Source organism: Pedobacter agri (genome assembly GCF_032678665.1).
GTDB lineage: Bacteria > Bacteroidota > Bacteroidia > Sphingobacteriales > Sphingobacteriaceae > Pedobacter > Pedobacter agri_A.
The window spans coordinates 166,155-181,660 of sequence record NZ_JAVTSH010000009.1 but is presented as its reverse complement, the minus strand read 5'-3'; the positions used below and the strand labels follow the sequence as shown (position 1 = coordinate 181,660).

General features: G+C 38.4%; 11 protein-coding genes. 2 read left to right on the top strand and 9 right to left on the bottom strand.

Features of this window, described 5'->3' with window-relative positions; translation table 11 throughout:
* Window positions 1-193: 193 nt before the first annotated feature.
* The 4 genes from R2Q70_RS18420 to R2Q70_RS18405 form a co-directional block, all read right to left on the bottom strand.
* Window positions 194-1,099: a sugar phosphate isomerase/epimerase gene (locus R2Q70_RS18420; RefSeq protein WP_316809014.1), complete on the bottom strand. Its 906-nt coding sequence runs from the start codon at window positions 1,097-1,099 to the stop codon at window positions 194-196.
* A 48-nt stretch (window positions 1,100-1,147) separates the two neighbouring features.
* Complete coding sequence (locus R2Q70_RS18415) at window positions 1,148-4,078, bottom strand: TonB-dependent receptor (RefSeq protein WP_316809013.1); 2,931 nt, start codon at window positions 4,076-4,078, stop codon at window positions 1,148-1,150.
* A 193-nt stretch (window positions 4,079-4,271) separates the two neighbouring features.
* Window positions 4,272-5,294: a FecR family protein gene (locus tag R2Q70_RS18410; protein WP_316809012.1), complete on the bottom strand. Its 1,023-nt coding sequence runs from the start codon at window positions 5,292-5,294 to the stop codon at window positions 4,272-4,274.
* A gap of 106 nt (window positions 5,295-5,400) precedes the next feature.
* The gene (locus tag R2Q70_RS18405) at window positions 5,401-5,961 is read right to left on the bottom strand and encodes a sigma-70 family RNA polymerase sigma factor (protein ID WP_316809011.1); all 561 of its coding nucleotides are present in this window, start codon (window positions 5,959-5,961) and stop codon (window positions 5,401-5,403) included.
* Window positions 5,962-6,157: 196 nt separating this feature from the next.
* Between R2Q70_RS18405 and R2Q70_RS18400 the strand changes: the two genes are divergently transcribed.
* Together R2Q70_RS18400 and R2Q70_RS18395 are read left to right on the top strand one after the other, a co-directional pair.
* Window positions 6,158-7,108, top strand: coding sequence for an NAD-dependent epimerase/dehydratase family protein (locus R2Q70_RS18400; RefSeq protein ID WP_316809010.1), 951 nt, complete (start codon window positions 6,158-6,160; stop codon window positions 7,106-7,108).
* A gap of 103 nt (window positions 7,109-7,211) precedes the next feature.
* Window positions 7,212-7,940 (top strand): YebC/PmpR family DNA-binding transcriptional regulator, encoded by a 729-nt coding sequence (locus R2Q70_RS18395; RefSeq protein WP_316809009.1) that lies wholly within the window; start codon window positions 7,212-7,214, stop codon window positions 7,938-7,940.
* 183 nt (window positions 7,941-8,123) lie between these two features.
* On the opposite strand, the gene R2Q70_RS18390 is transcribed toward R2Q70_RS18395, so the two are convergent.
* The 5 genes from R2Q70_RS18390 to R2Q70_RS18370 form a co-directional block, all read right to left on the bottom strand.
* A complete protein-coding gene (locus tag R2Q70_RS18390; RefSeq protein WP_316809008.1) occupies window positions 8,124-8,903 on the bottom strand; it encodes a prolyl oligopeptidase family serine peptidase in 780 nt (259 codons plus the stop codon).
* 188 nt (window positions 8,904-9,091) lie between these two features.
* Window positions 9,092-11,389 carry a beta-glucosidase BglX gene (gene bglX / locus R2Q70_RS18385; RefSeq protein ID WP_316809007.1) on the bottom strand — a complete coding sequence of 766 codons (2,298 nt, stop codon included), beginning with the start codon at window positions 11,387-11,389 and terminating at the stop codon, window positions 9,092-9,094.
* An 80-nt stretch (window positions 11,390-11,469) separates the two neighbouring features.
* Window positions 11,470-12,837, bottom strand: a complete 1,368-nt coding sequence (locus R2Q70_RS18380) for a glucoamylase family protein (RefSeq protein WP_316809006.1) — start codon at window positions 12,835-12,837, stop codon at window positions 11,470-11,472.
* A gap of 17 nt (window positions 12,838-12,854) precedes the next feature.
* On the bottom strand, window positions 12,855-14,543 hold the full coding sequence (locus R2Q70_RS18375; protein WP_316809005.1) for a glucoamylase family protein: 1,689 nt from the start codon (window positions 14,541-14,543) through the stop codon (window positions 12,855-12,857).
* 57 nt (window positions 14,544-14,600) lie between these two features.
* On the bottom strand, window positions 14,601-15,488 hold the full coding sequence (locus tag R2Q70_RS18370) for a LamG-like jellyroll fold domain-containing protein (RefSeq protein WP_316809004.1): 888 nt from the start codon (window positions 15,486-15,488) through the stop codon (window positions 14,601-14,603).
* Between the last annotated feature and the right edge of the window lie 18 nt (window positions 15,489-15,506).

Here is a 15,506-nt window from a genome sequence, read left to right as displayed (position 1 = left end):
TTAAAATACAGATCTGCAATGCGATTGTTACTACATAGAATAATTCTAAATAAGACTATTATTAGCGTCTGGATAACGTTTATTCATGGTTTTCTAAATCCATCCGGTTCGTGTATTTAATACAATAACTATATATAAACGTGATATTTACTAATAAATAAATGTTCCTCATATAACATCATAATCGAATCATTTAAATCAAGTTGTTTTTAACGTAATTATAGCTTTCAGTAATGCTTTGATAAGGATCCTTTTTTATGAGATCTTGCTCTGTAAAGATATAATCCAGGCCAGCTAATTTTGATTCAGCAAAAATGCTTTTAAAATCTATTCTTCCTGAGCCCACTTCGGCAAAAACTGTTTTATCTTCTTTATCCATATCTTTTACATGGAACATTTGGTAACGACCTGGATTTTTCTTAAACATATCGACCGGATTTAAACCTGCGTTTACTGCCCAAAAAATATCCAGTTCAAAACCAACCAGTTTAGCGTCAGTTTCTTTTAATAGAATATCGTAGCCAGTTAGGCCATTTCCCTGATCTTTAAATTCGAAGTTATGGTTGTGATAGGCTAATTTCAACCCTGCCTTTTTACACAATTCTCCAGCGGTGTTAAACTTAGCGGCCATTCTCTTATAATCATCTAGCGTTCCATTTGTTCTAACATCAGTTGGCAGTGCCGGGATTACAAAATACTTTTGACCAACACTGTTGGCTACTTCTATATGTGTTTTTAAAATCTTATCATCGCCAGTAGATAAAAATTCAGTGGTATTATAATGACCGCTTGGACAAGTTAGACTATTGTTTTTTAATAGCGTATTAAAATCTTTCGCCTCCAGTCCCCAAAAACCTTTAACTTCATATTTCCCGGGATAGCCATAGTAAGTTTCTACCTGATTGTAACCGATTTTTGCAACATGCTGAATCGTGGCTTTCACATCGGCGGTTAGTTGTTCTCTTAAGGTGAATAAACCAATGCCAATTTTAGAAATTTTTGCTGGTTGAGCCAAAGCCGATGTGATTAGGGAAGGACTTAAAAATGCAGCTGCTGCGGCTAAACTTGTTTTTTGTAAAAATGATCTTCTTGTTGTCATGATGTAAATGGATTAAAAAAGCCGGAGGTTAAACTCCGGCTTTAGCTGTTAAAATGAATAAGCTAATGATCCCCAGAAAGTACGTTGAAGTAAAGTTCTGCCAATCATTAATTGACCAGGAGTTACGTTTGCAAAGTCTCTGAATTGATCTCCACGAACATCACCTTCTGTCAACACTTTTGCATCTAACAAGTTGTCTGCCCAGAATCTTATTGCTATTTTCTTAGTAAAGTTATAACCAGCTCCTGCTTTCATTACCACATAACCTGGTAATTTATAGCTTTCACTTGGAGAAGTGAAACGGCTGCCTACATAGTTTGCTGCTACATATAAGTTGAAGTTTTTGAAATCATAGTTCGCACCCAGTTCAGTATTTAATACCGGAACGCGTTCTGTTCTGTTTCCTGTGAAGCTGTAAATACGGTTTCCAAATTCTGCGGCAACAGCGGCATTTCCACTAGTATTTGCTTCGTAATCAGTGTATTTAGAATCTTGCAACGTTCCGGTAAACCTTAAACTTAAAGGTTTGGCAATTCTATATGAAATTTCATACTCAGCACTAAAGGTGCGGGTAGAACCAAAGGCTACCAATGCTTGTGTTCCTGCAGCAGTTGTTGGAACATTAATGCTTAATGATACATTTTTGATAGCAGAATAACTTCCTGAAGCGAAAATTGCCAGGTTGTTTTTGGCGTATTTGAAACCAATTTCACCCAAATAAACCGGACGCTTTTTGATGTTAGCACCATTATAAGCTGATGCATTATAATCACCAATATTAGGCGCATTATAAGCCTTTGTAGCACGGGCAAACATGCTGGCCGTTGCACTAATTTTGTAGTTGGCACCTACTGATGCCGCCCAGTTAGTCAGTGTTTCATCATAAGCGGTATAACCCAAAATATTCGGATTTGCCGCTGCGGTGATGTTTACGGTTCCATTTGCATTTAGTGCATAGTATGGCCTGTCGCCTTTTACATTCTGATTATCAATTCTTGCGCCGATATCTAAACGCCATTGTTCAGATATTTTGATTTCATCTCCTGCATAAAGTGATAATGTTCTGGTATCGCCAATGAAAGTGTTTTTTGTTTGAATGGTACGTTCTAATGCTGTTGGCGATTGCAATATAATGCTCGGATGTTCTTTAAATTCAGTAAATGAACGGAAAGCAAAACGTAAATCATCACGGTTGTATTGATGAATACCGGCACCGATATTTAAGCTGTGATTTTTAATGGTTTTCTTCAAATCTAAATAATCAACAATCTGAACATCACTGTTAATCTGTCCCTGGGCGTTTGAGGTTACTACATAATCACCTGAAACAAAAGGTGCGATAGCGCCACCCGGATAATAGTATGGTGTGGTGGTCGTTCTTGCGGCAATTCCAGCTGGAGCAGTGTAGGTGCTGTTGGTATGTGTATTCTGATAACGGAAATTATTGACAATCTGCCATCCACCATCAGTTAAATAATTGAACTGGAAACCCGCTGACCCTAATTTTGTATGAATACCATCGGTTAAGCTAAAGTTATGTACACCAGTTGCCGGATCGTTGTAACTCCATTCTGTTTGAATAGGAATAATCGACTGTGTAGCCATATTATAATCGCGGTAGGTAGTTGGTTTTCCCGTTCCATCGTAAGGGTAGTAGCTGGTAAGTAAAAATTGTACTTTATCATTCAGATATTTACCATATACGCGGATAAAACCTTTGTTATTTTTGAAGTTAAAGGTCATGTTACCTTTAATCTGACCGCCTTGATTAGCCGGATTAAAACCTTGGTCAACTACACCATTATCAGTGCGATAGAAACCACCAATGTTATATTTAATCTGATCATTAATTTTTCCGCCGGTATTACCATCAAAACGATATAAACCCTGAGAAAAACCAGTGGTAAATTTAACCTGTCCGTACTGTTTATCGGCGCCCACATAACTCAAATTGTTTACTACGGCACCTGGTGTATTCGCCTGGATAATAGAGGCGTTTCCTCCTCTAACCGCTTCAATATTCTGAATGGTTAAATCTGTTTTATAGTATTGATCTACAGACGGGTTGGTGTTAAATCCTGTTGGTAACAGGGGCAAGCCATCTTCCTGAATGCCTAAGAAAATATAACCGCCTTGTTGCGGAAATCCACGCACCCAAACGTTACCTGGTCCATCGCCACCGGTACTTTCTACGGTTAAACCCGGAATCGCTTTCAATAAATCGGTACTGTTTAAAGGTGCCCTGTTGGTTATATCTTTATTGCTTACTGAAGTTAAGGCAACGGAGCTTTCGAGTTTTTTCTTCGGATTTCCACCGGTAACCATCACACTTTCCAGCTGTAAATTATCCTCTGAAAGGCTGATGGTGATATTTTCATCGGCATTTCCGGCGGACAAATTTACTTCTTTAGAAATGAAACCTACATAACGAACCACCAATACCCGGCTATCTACGGTTAATCCTCTTAAAGCAAAATTTCCATTTTCATCAGTTGTGGTGCCAATGGTTTTACCTTTAACGGTTACCGAAACGCCCGGAATTGGATTGCCCTTGCTATCTAACACTTTACCTGTAACAACGCCATCGAAAGCTTTTAATAATTCGAGGTTGTTATTAGCGGGAATAGAATAGAGCAAAATTTGATCTTTAACTATTCTATATCCCACGTCATAACGTTTTAGCGAATTCTCAAGAAAGTATTTAAGTTTTTGATTGACAACATTGATGGATATTTTTCTATCCGAATTAATTAACTGCGGACTGTATACAAACTTAACGTTTGCTAACATTTCCGTTTTGGCAATAATGGTTTTAATATCGGTTTGATCAGCTTTGATCGAAATAGGTTTATTCAAAAATTCCTGGGCGTCGACATTTTTGGCAAATGCACCACAGGTAAAAATTATTATTGCAAGTATTTGGTAAATCGAAACTCTCATTGCATATATCGCCAGCGAAATAAGTTGATTTTTTTTCATAAATTTGGTTATTGTTCATTAAATGATTGGATTTATTGGACATAGAAATACCATGAATACATTCTAATGTATTTAACTCGCCGGCAATGCCCCACATTGTCGGCTTTGTTTTTTAGAAAATATTATGGATGAGGTAGCGCCCGCTACTGGCTGAAATAGGTTATTTCTCTCTTCATAATTTTATATATTTTGGTTAGTGTTTATTCGAAACCACAATGCTGGTTCCTTTGATGTAATATTTGCTGGAAATGGTTCCACAGATTAAGTCGAGCTGCTCATATAGCCCTTTTTTGCTTAAATCTCCGGTAAAAGTGTAGTTTGAAATCTGCTCGTTGTCAGCTTTTATTTCGATGCCATAAGCTTCAGATAAAGTTTCGAAAATATCTTTAATGCTTTTTTCATTGAAGTTATAGCTTAAATTAGATGGAACATTGTAAGCTTCGGCCAGTGGAATGGGTTTGCTCACTAAAGTTTTGTTTAACTTATGGTCATTAAAAATTCCCTTTTGGTTTGGTGTAAGCAGAATGGGTTTGGCCAGTTTTTCTGAAGCTAAGCCGAAAAGCGAACTTTTCTCATTTTCCTGCACTTTAACCTTACCTGTCCTTACCGCAACTTGAGCAGGCATTTTTTCTGTTGATGATTTTACCCAGAAGCTGGTGCCCAAAACGCTAACCACCAGTTTCTGATCATACACATAAAACGGTCTGTTAGGGTTTTTGCGTACCGAGAAGAAAGCAGTTCCTTTTAAGTAAACCATTCTCTTATTGGCAGCAAAAACCTTTGGATATAAAATATTTGCTTGCGGCTTTAAGGTCACAGTACTTTTGTCGCTAAGCGATATAATGATGGGACGATCAGTATCGTTGGTTTTGCTGATAAGCGCTATGTCACCGTTTTCGCTGATGAACGCTTCTTCGGCAGGGTTGTAACGGGCAAAATATAATCCTCCAATTAAAAATGCCACAGTAATGGAGGCAGCAATGGCAAATTTTGGCCAGAGCTTTTTAATTTTTACAGGTGCGGCAATTTCATCTTCCGCTCCATTTATTTTAAGCCAGATATTATCCTGCATTTCATCTAACTCAGATGATGATAAATCTTTAAAGTTTCTGTTATTTAAATTATGATACCATTTATCTACCCAAAGCTTTTCGGCTTCAGTGCAATTCCCGGTTTGGTAACGGGCTAGTAAATCGTTGAATGATTTCTGGTTCATAAGGAAAAATATTTGGCTCTATACTATACAAGTAACGCAATTAGGCTCAACCCCTAAAGCGGTAGAAAGAAAAAAGCAAATATTTTTTTAACGAACTGATAATCAGTTAGAAAAAGATGTAAAAATTTTTGATGTACTCTTTAATTCTTTTGATGGAGCGGGTAATGTGGTATTCTACAGCCTTTTCTGAAATGTTCAGTTCGGTAGAAATATCTTTGGTAGATTGATGCTGGTAGCGGCTCAATCGAAAAACCTCCTGTGTTTTTTCGGGTAAAGAATTAATCCCTTTTTCTATAATGGAAGACAGGTCGTGCAGATCTACCTGGTTTGAAGTGTCGTGATGATCTTCTGAATAGGTGAGCGTTTGGTACTCCATGTATTTATTCTCCATCACCAAACTGCGCACATGGTTAATTACACTCAGCTTCAAAGCACCAAATAAATAGGCCTGGAGGTTGTTAATTTGTAAATCGAGGCGTTTTTCCCAAAGGGAAATAAAGATATTTTGAACCAATTCCTCTGCGACAATTTTATCGCCGGTTTTTTTATAGGCCGCATAAAGCAGCTCTTTACTAAAGCCGAAATAGATTTTTTCGTAAGCCTGCTTATCGCCTTGCTTTAGCCGGTAAAGTAAATCAGTTGACTTTTCAGGCTCTTGTAGAGTCATTTATTTATTTGGTTATTTAGGGGGAGACTAACGTAAATGTAGGAATTTATTTCCTTTCGAAAACTGATTTCCTACTAAATTTAACAATATTCTTCCGTATTTATACTGTCTGAATTTTTTGAAGAGATGGCTTAGTATAAATTATTTTTAGCCCTTTTGTCTCATTTTTTTACCTTTGCTCAATCTCTAAAAAATTATGCAGGAAAAAATTATTGTTTTGGGCTCTAATGGGCAAATTGGAACCGAATTGGTAACCATGTTAAGGAAAATATATGGCGATGATCATGTAGTGGCTTGTGATATCCGCAGACCCGATTATGACATCAAAAATTCTGCTCCGTTTGAGTTTGTTAACGTTTTGGATAAGGAGATGATTAATGGTATTTTCAAAAAATACAAACCCACACAGGTTTATCTTCTGGCTGCTTTATTGTCGGCAACAGGTGAGCAAAACCCTAAATTAGCCTGGGATTTGAATATGAACGGGTTGTTGAACGTTTTGGATTTGTCGTTAGAGTATAAAGTAGCAAAAGTTTATTGGCCAAGCTCGATTGCGGTTTTTGGACCAAATTCGCCAAAAGATAATACGGCGCAATATTGTGTAATGGATCCAAATACCGTTTATGGAATTAGCAAGTTAGCTGGTGAGCGCTGGTGCGAATACTACAATCAAAAATATGGGTTAGATGTACGCAGTATCCGTTATCCTGGCCTGATTAGCTGGAAAGCAGCTCCAGGTGGTGGAACTACAGATTATGCCATCCATATTTTTCATGATGCATTAAAAAAGGGAAGTTATCAAAGTTTTTTAAACGCTGGTAGCGAATTGCCGATGATGTATATGGATGATGCCATCCGTGGAACCATCGAACTAATGGATGCACCTGCAGATCAGATTAATGTTCGCAGCAGTTATAACTTCGGTGGCGTAAGTTTTACACCTGAGGTTTTAGCTGCCGAAATCAGAAAACATATTCCTAACTTTACCTTAACTTACGGCGAAAAAGAAGATCCCCGTCAGCAAATTGCAAACAGCTGGCCACGCTCTATCGATGATAGTTTTGCCAATAAAGATTGGGGATGGAAACCAGAGTTCGATTTATCGAAACTCACAACAGATATGTTAAATAATTTAAAGAAAAGCTAAAAGCTTAAAGCAAAAAGACTAAGCAAAATAAAAAATAAATAAGGTTGATCGTGATCTTAGACTGATGTCTTCATACTCGATACTTTATACTTTATACTAAAAAATGGGAAGAGCATTCGAATTTAGAAAAGAGAGAAAATTTAAGCGTTGGGCCAAAATGGCTGTTCAGTTTACGCGTATTGGTAAAGATATTGTAATGGCAGTAAAGGAATCTGGGCCTCATCCGGAAACCAATTCCCGCTTACGTACAGCCATGCAGAATGCCAAAGCAGTAAACATGCCTAAAGATAGGGTAGAAGCTGCAATAAAGCGTGCATCCGATAAATCGATGGCCAACTATGAGGAAATTGTTTACGAAGGTTATGCACCACATGGCGTTGCGGTTTTAATTGAAACTGCGACTGATAATACCAACCGTACCGTAGCAAATATTCGCAGTTATTTCAACAAAACTGACGGTTCATTAGGTAAAACAGGGTCACTGGATTTCGTTTTCAACCGTAAATCTATCTTCCGTTTTGTACCTGCTGAAGGTTTGGATTTAGAAGAACTGGAATTTGAGCTAATTGATGCTGGTTTAGAAGAACTTTATGTGGAGGCTGATGAAGAAGGAAACGATATCGCAGTAGCGCAAGGCGCTTTCGAAAATTTTGGTTCCTTACAAAAAGCTTTGGAAGAAAAAGGCATTGAATTGAAAAGCTCGAAATTAGAGCGTATCGCATTATCGCATCACGAAGTTTCAGAAGAGCAAGCTGCTGATGTTTTAAAACTGATTGATAAATTAGAGGATGATGATGATGTGCAGGCGGTATATCACAATATGGCGGAGTAGTAATCCGTTTAATTAAATTATTCAAAGGGCTTAAAGATTTTTTCTTTAAGCCTTTTTTTGTTTCTCTTGATTAAGATTGGCTATCTCGTCATTTCGACCGCAGTGGAGAAATTTTTGATCTTGAAGATCTATGTACAAAAATCTCTCTGTTTCGCTTCGCTCCAATCGAGATGACGGATTTATTTATTTTTTATGTCCGAATAACCAAGGCAACAATTCAGGTTCGGCGAAAGCACTGTCCCAGCTGTTGTGGTTTGCATTTGGGTATAATGTAAATTTAACTTCTTTTCCAACGAGTTTTAAACGCTCCGCAATCGCCATTGAAAATGCCGGATCAACAATATCGTCTTTGCCGCCATGAAAAATCCATAATGGCGTGTTTTTGTATTTTTGGATGTTATTGGTGTTATCGCCACCACAAATGGCAAAGGCTGCGGCAAATGTTCTGCGTTTTCTCCTCAGCAATTCATAAGTGCCCATTCCGCCCATTGATAAACCGCCAACATATACTTGCTCCTTATTTACGAATGGCTTTTTTAGAAAATCCTTAACCATGCTTTGCAAAGCTTGCATGGCTTTTGTCGGTTTGCCACCCTCTACAAAAGCGAAGTTCCTTTTGCCTTTATCATTGGTAGTAATGTTCACATTTGCCCAATAGCTATCAAGCGGGCACTGTGGGAAAACAATAATTGCCGGGAAGTTCCTTCTGACATCATCTTTCAAAAAAAGTTTCGCTCCATGCGTAAGTTGCTTTTCATTGTCACTTCCGCTCTCTCCACGCCCGTGAAGTACAAATAAAACCGGATATTTTTGACTGGGATTAAAATTTTCGGGGAAGAGAATCCGGTAATAAATCGAGTCTTTCCCTTTGATGAAGTTACCTTTATCGTATTTCTTTAAGTCTTGAGCATTTGAAATTTGTGTTGCAAACAGCAAACAAATGGCTAGAAAAAAATTCTTCATATCACAAAATTAAAAAACCCTGACTACTTTGCAATAGTACAGGGTTGTATGATCGAGCCTAACCTGGATCATTTTTATATACCATTTTTAAAATTTGTAGTCCTTGAGCTTGTCGAAAGACACTATTAAAAGCGTTTCGACAAGCTCAACGTGACAACATCAATAATCTAGTGTAAACTTATTGATCTCTATTTCAGAGAAAAAGATGCTGCTTTTACATCTCTTGAATTGGTGCCAATAAATACCTGAAAATCTCCAGGCTCAGCCACAAATTTTAGGTCAGAATTATAGAATTTAAGATCGTTTTCGGAGATATTAAAGCTAATGGTTTTGCTTTCACCTGCTTTCAGCGCCACTTTTTGGAAACCTTTCAATTCTTTAACCGGGCGGGTAATGCTGCCAACCAAGTCGCGGATGTATAGCTGCACCACCTCTTTACCGTCATATTTGCCAGTATTGCTTAAGGTAACCGATGCGGTGATCGATTTGCCTTTCGTTAACGTGTTTGCACTTAACTTCACATCACTATAATCAAAAGTAGTATAGCTTAAGCCGAAACCGAATGGATATAATGGATCATTACTTACATCAAGATAATTCGAACGGAATTTCTCAAACCATTTACCTTCTGCCAATGGCCTGCCCGTATTTTTATGTGCATAATACAAAGGCACCTGACCCACGTTTTGAGGGAAAGTTGCACTCAGCTTTCCTGAAGGATTTACCTTTCCAAAAAGCACATCAGCAATTGAGTTTCCTGCCTCGCTGCCTGGAAACCAAACATTTAAAATGGCAGGAATATTTTCTTCTTCCCATTTCAATGCCAGTGGGCGACCCGTAAATAACACCAAAACCACTGGTTTACCAGTTTTAGCCAATGCTTTTAATAGATTTTTTTGTGTTTCTGGAATTTGAATATCCGTTACACTACTCGCTTCTCCGGTAAATTCAGAACCTTCGCCCATCGTAGCCACAATCACATCCGATTTTTCAGCTACCTTAAGTGCTTCTTTAATCATCTCTTCTTCTGTTCTTGGGTCGCGTTTGTAAGTAGGGTTATGAACGTTTACATAACGATGTTCTGCCACAGAATCAGCAAGGAAATTCGAGCCACGGGCAGTTAAAATTTTAGCATCATTACCTAAGGCATTTTTTAAACCCTGTAAAACTGTAACCGATTGATCAAACAAAGCGGCAACACTCCAGGTACCATACATGTTGGCTGTATTATCAGCCAATGGACCTATTAAACCAATTGTGCCTGATTTTTTTAATGGAAGGATATTGTTTTTGTTTTTAAGTAACACAAAACTTTCCGCAGAAATTTCTCGAGCGATCTGGCGGTTCTCTGCATTAAAAACCTCTTTCTGCGCTCTTGTTGGGTCGCAGAATTTGTATGGATCGGTAAATAAACCCAGTTTATATTTTGCCTGAAGCACTAAACGACAAGCTCTGTTAATTTCGCTAATGCTTACTTTTTTCTCAGCTAATGATTTTTTCAACGTTCCTAAGAAACCCTCGCCAACCATGTCCATATCAATGCCAGCATTCATCGCCAAAGCGGAAACCGTTTGTAAATCGCCCATACCATGTGCAATCATTTCAGGAATGCCCGTATAATCTGTTACCACGAAACCTTTAAAGCCCCACTGGTTACGTAAAACCTCGGTCATTAACCATTTGCTTCCCGTAGCCGGGATTCCGTCAACTTCGTTAAAAGATGCCATAATACTTGCGGCACCAGCATCAACAGCAGCTTTGTATGGCGGAAAATATTCATTGTACATGCGCACTTTGCTCATGTCAGTAGTATTATAATCTCTGCCCGCTTCTGCAGCACCGTATAAGGCGTAATGTTTCACACAAGCTAAAATTTCGTTGTTGGCTTGCAATTTACCCTGGTAACCTTTTACCATGGCAGCAGCAATTTGCGACCCTAAATAAGGATCTTCACCACTACCTTCAGATATTCTTCCCCAACGTGGATCGCGTGAAATATCAACCATAGGAGAGAAAGTCCAGTTGATACCGCTTGCGCTGGCTTCAATTGCCGCAACCCTTGCCGATTTTCGAACAGCTGTCATGTCCCAGGTTGCACTCATGCCCAAAGGAATTGGGAAAACGGTGTTGTAACCATGGATCACATCCATACCAAAAAGCAATGGGATTTTTAGCCTGCTCTCTTCAACAGCAACTTTCTGAACCGCTTTGATTTTATCAACCCCTTTAATGTTGAACAAACCACCAACCTGACCGCCTTTGATTTTTTTGCCGATATCGCTGCTATTTGCCTGTCCGGTGGTAATGTCGCCAGAGCTAGGCAGGTTTAACTGGCCAATCTTCTCATCAACAGTCATCTTCGCCATTAAGTTGGTGATGAAGGTGTTCATTTTTGCTTCTTCAGCTGATACAGGTTTTTTAGTTTGTGCCGTTGCATTTAACATCAGTGCTGTTAAAAAAACAACCAGGATTTTCGCTCTATTCATTATATGTGTTTTTATTCTTTAAAATTTAAAATGGTTTCGCAACCCTCAGTGGTTTGATGTTGTTGAAACTTCTTATTCAATTATTTTTTTAGCTCCGGACTTTCAAATCCCAGCTTTGTTAAGCCGGTTTTAACTTCTGGCGCACTCATAAACAACTTCCAAAGCAACCCAGTTCTGCCGTTTTCGATCATGACTACAATTGGCCCCTGATCTATTCCGATGTATCTTTTTGGAAACCAATTATCAGTTTCACTGTACGCATCGTAAAAACCAAATTCTCCCCAAACTTTATCATTTAGGTTTTCATATAAATTTCTGATGACCTGCATGCTCTCCTTCTTGGCATAAGGATAAGAAGAGAGTGCTGCGGTAGGCGCAATTACCCCAAAATCTTCTTGTGGATTGTGTGCCGCGTAACCCTTAACGGAGTAACTCGCCGTTAAGCCCCATGAATTTTTACCATAACCCTTAAAGCCTTTTGGGTTTTTGATGGCATAATCGTAATTGATTAACGTTTGGCTTTTGTTCTCTTCCCAATAATTAGCATATCTGTCTTTTAATCCTGTTGGATTTAAACCTAAATAGGAGTAATGCGCCCAAAACAGCGGACCTACATTTTCGCCTACAACATTATGTTTTAACTTAACAGGATGGCCATAAATTGAAATGTTGGTATTAATCTTACCGCTTTTTGCCCAGCCTTCATGATACACTTCGGCAGGAACACCATGTGTTGGCGAACATGCTGCCAGAACATAGGTAATTAAACATTCGTTATAACCCGTAATGGCAAAGTTCATTTTCCACCCAGAGTTTGGCGACCAATGCCAATACAATACATTTTCATTGTTTTTTCTATAAAAATTCCAGTCGATGCCTTTCCATAATTCATCAGCTTTTGAAGCCAATGCCTTTTCTTGTGGATTGCCATTAGCGTAATATTGACGAACACAAATTAAGGCCTGTGCCAAAAAAGAGGTTTCAACCAAATCGCCAGCATCGTCATTTTTGCCAAAGGCTTTTGCTTTACCTGAAGGTAATATCCAGTGGGGCCAAACACCGTGAAAACGATCTGCCTTAGCTAAGAAATCTAAACCCTTTTCAAGGTGTTTAAATCCTTCTTCTCTGGTGATAAATTTACGTTCGATAGCAACAATGGTGCCCATGATGCCAAAGCCACTTGCTCCGGTGGCGATAATGTTTTTATCATTCTGCGGATAAATGTTGTCGCTATGATAACGCTCTCTGGAAAGACCAGAAGTAGGTTCAGCACCTTCGTAAAAATATTTATAGGTTTGTTTTTGTACAAGATCGAGTAATTGATCATCTGATAGGCGTTCCTTTACCGTAGAATCAGTTGTATTTGTCTGAGTGGTTTTTTGTGCACATGATGATATAAATGTGCCGATTAATGATAAAAAAAGAAGGTGGCGGAATGTAAGTTTCATAACGGGAATAAATAATGTTAAAGATTTGGGCTGCTAAATCCAAGATTGCGCATGCCTGATTTAATTTCTGGAGCACTCATAAATAAGTTCCAGATGAGTTTTGTTCTATGGTTTTCAATCATTACAATGATCGGGCCTTGATCAATCGCCAGGGTTGAAGTTGCAAACCATTGATCTTTTAGCGAAAAGGCATCATAAAAGCCATACTCGCCCCAGGTTTTGTTTCCAAGTTTATAATAGAAATATTTTAGTGCCTGCATTGATTCTGCTGGCGTGTAGGGCATAGATGACAGGGCCGCCGTTGGTGCTATCGTGCCTAGGTCATTATTCGGGGAACTTGCGGTATATCCACCTTGAATATCGCTTGCCGTTAAGCCCCAGCAATTTTCACTGTAACCATAGTTTCCTAAAGGATTTGCTTTGCAGTAATTGTAATTAATTAAAGTGTGGGCTTTTGTTTGCGTCTCATAATTGGCATAAGCATCAGTTAAGCCATTTGGATTAATACCCAAAAAGGAATAATGTGAAAAGAATAGCGGGCCACCGTTTGCGGGGCCTAATGGCAGCTGAACACCAAAATAAGTATTACCATTTTTCATGGCGCCATTTTGCGCCCAACCCGTATCATAAACTGATTTAGGAATCGAAAATGTAGGAGAGGCGGCAGCCATCACATAAGTAATTAAACATTCGTTCCAACCTTTAATCGGAAGGTTCATATCCCAACCATAATTAGGACTCCAGTGCCAGTAAAGTATCGAACCATTATCTTTGCGATACCAACTCCACTCTACGCCATTATAAATTGCATTGATGTCGTTTCTTAAAGTTATTTCGTTTGCATCTGTTCCATTGAAATATTGGCGGGCAGTCATCAAACCTGCCATTAAAAATGAAGTTTCTACTAAGTCGCCACCATTATCTTTAGTACTGAAAGGAATTACTTTTCCTGTATTTCCATCCAGCCAATGTGGATAAGCGCCATGAAAACGTTCAGCTGTTTTCAAAAATGCCACGATTTTTTGCATTCTGGCTAAGCCTTCAGTTCTGCTGATAAAATTGCGACTGATACCTGAAACCAAAGCCATGATGCCGAAGCCGGAACCGCCAGAAGTTACGGTATTACCAGCTGTATTTCTTTCTCTGGCTAAACCACTGGTGGGGTGGCCAAAATCCCAGAAATATTTAAAAGTTTGTTTTTGAACCAGGGTTAGAAGTTCATCATCGGTGATGCGGGGGAATTTATCGGTATCGTCTAAACCAATGGATAAAGAAATGTTGACAGGATTAATTAGCCTTCCATTTGTAGAAGATTTCAAATTGCCACTAATGGCTAATGTATATGTTGTAAATGAAGAAAGTGCAGTTTTAGGAACAATTACAATAGTTTTATCTGAATTTTGTAGTTGTTGAGTATAGGGAACATCTGTTCCATCGGGTGCTGTAAATTTTATTGCGCTACCAATGGTTGCAGAATTTACAGGCGTTGATAAATTGATTTTAATTTCGGGAAAATTATTTAAGCCGTTATAGCTTAAAGTACCATTATATTTATCGTTAACGGTAAAAGATAATGAAGCATCATTAGCAATAGGAGTGGAGCCGTCTCCTTTTTTGCAGCCTAGTGCAATCAACACAGAGATAATAAGCATCAAATACTTCGAACGTAAGTTTAATGAACTCAAAAAGTAATTTGATCTTAACATCTATTTTTTTAATTTTTTTGGAATAAGCACACGGTTTAAACCGTGTGCTTAATTTTATTATTTTCCAGCAACACCTAGAGCATACAACGCTTTAATGTGTGCATCAGGAAGAACAGTATTGTAAATTCTTAATTCATCTACAGTTCCGGTCATAGCAGCATATTCTACGCTTGTATTAACTGCTTTACCAGGGATTACATTGTAGTTACCACCAATAATAAATTCTCCAGGTTCGTAAGCTTTGAATAAGTTATTTCCAACACCACGGTTGTTGTAAGAACCAACATCAACACCATTTGCCCATTCCTTAAATGTTCCTGAGTTACTATCGTAAGTTAGAACCAGGTGTGTCCATACATCAGCGCCGATTTTAGGATTCAGCGTTGCGTTCAGGTTATCCTGAGACCCACCGCCAACAGTTGAAAATCTTGGGCCAATACCTAATTTATCGGTTACCGTTGCTGGGTTAGCCTGGGTATTTAATCTGAAATCAAGACTTCCGTCAAAGGTATTCGGACGAGCCAAAGTCATCAACATTGTTCTTTTTGAACCGTTATTTAAAATCTGAACCCAAACACTTACCGTGAAACTTTTCAAGGCATCTGTTTTAAATGCATCAAATTGCTTAGCATAATATAAATAACCTGCCGTAAGCTTAATTGCTTTCCCCTTTACTCCTGTAACAAATGCATCATTTGCCGTTTGAGTAGGCGCTGAAGCTGATTTAAGTTCATTCTTTGTATCATCAAATGACCAATAAGCTTTCAGATTATTTGGATAGATTTCATCAGAACTGTTGTAGCCGTCAATCTTCCCCTGGTAAGCAGAAGGATCTACCTCAGGTAAATTGTTGGGATTGTCACTCTTTTTGCACGATGAAAATATGGCTGAGCAAATGGCAATGCCAAATGCGAAGCGTTTTATATTTAAAGTTGAAATTTTCATTTTCTATAATTTTATGGT

What these genes read in the sequence shown, in the direction of transcription:
- R2Q70_RS18420 (WP_316809014.1), bottom strand. Translation starts at nt 1,099, where the DNA reads ATGACAACAAGAAGATCATTTTTACAAAAAACAAGTTTAGCCGCAGCA.
- R2Q70_RS18415 (WP_316809013.1), bottom strand. Translation starts at nt 4,078, where the DNA reads ATGAAAAAAAATCAACTTATTTCGCTGGCGATATATGCAATGAGAGTT.
- R2Q70_RS18410 (WP_316809012.1), bottom strand. Translation starts at nt 5,294, where the DNA reads ATGAACCAGAAATCATTCAACGATTTACTAGCCCGTTACCAAACCGGG.
- R2Q70_RS18405 (WP_316809011.1), bottom strand. Translation starts at nt 5,961, where the DNA reads ATGACTCTACAAGAGCCTGAAAAGTCAACTGATTTACTTTACCGGCTA.
- R2Q70_RS18400 (WP_316809010.1), top strand. Translation starts at nt 6,158, where the DNA reads ATGCAGGAAAAAATTATTGTTTTGGGCTCTAATGGGCAAATTGGAACC.
- R2Q70_RS18395 (WP_316809009.1), top strand. Translation starts at nt 7,212, where the DNA reads ATGGGAAGAGCATTCGAATTTAGAAAAGAGAGAAAATTTAAGCGTTGG.
- R2Q70_RS18390 (WP_316809008.1), bottom strand. Translation starts at nt 8,903, where the DNA reads ATGAAGAATTTTTTTCTAGCCATTTGTTTGCTGTTTGCAACACAAATT.
- bglX (WP_316809007.1), bottom strand. Translation starts at nt 11,389, where the DNA reads ATGAATAGAGCGAAAATCCTGGTTGTTTTTTTAACAGCACTGATGTTA.
- R2Q70_RS18380 (WP_316809006.1), bottom strand. Translation starts at nt 12,837, where the DNA reads ATGAAACTTACATTCCGCCACCTTCTTTTTTTATCATTAATCGGCACA.
- R2Q70_RS18375 (WP_316809005.1), bottom strand. Translation starts at nt 14,543, where the DNA reads ATGTTAAGATCAAATTACTTTTTGAGTTCATTAAACTTACGTTCGAAG.
- R2Q70_RS18370 (WP_316809004.1), bottom strand. Translation starts at nt 15,488, where the DNA reads ATGAAAATTTCAACTTTAAATATAAAACGCTTCGCATTTGGCATTGCC.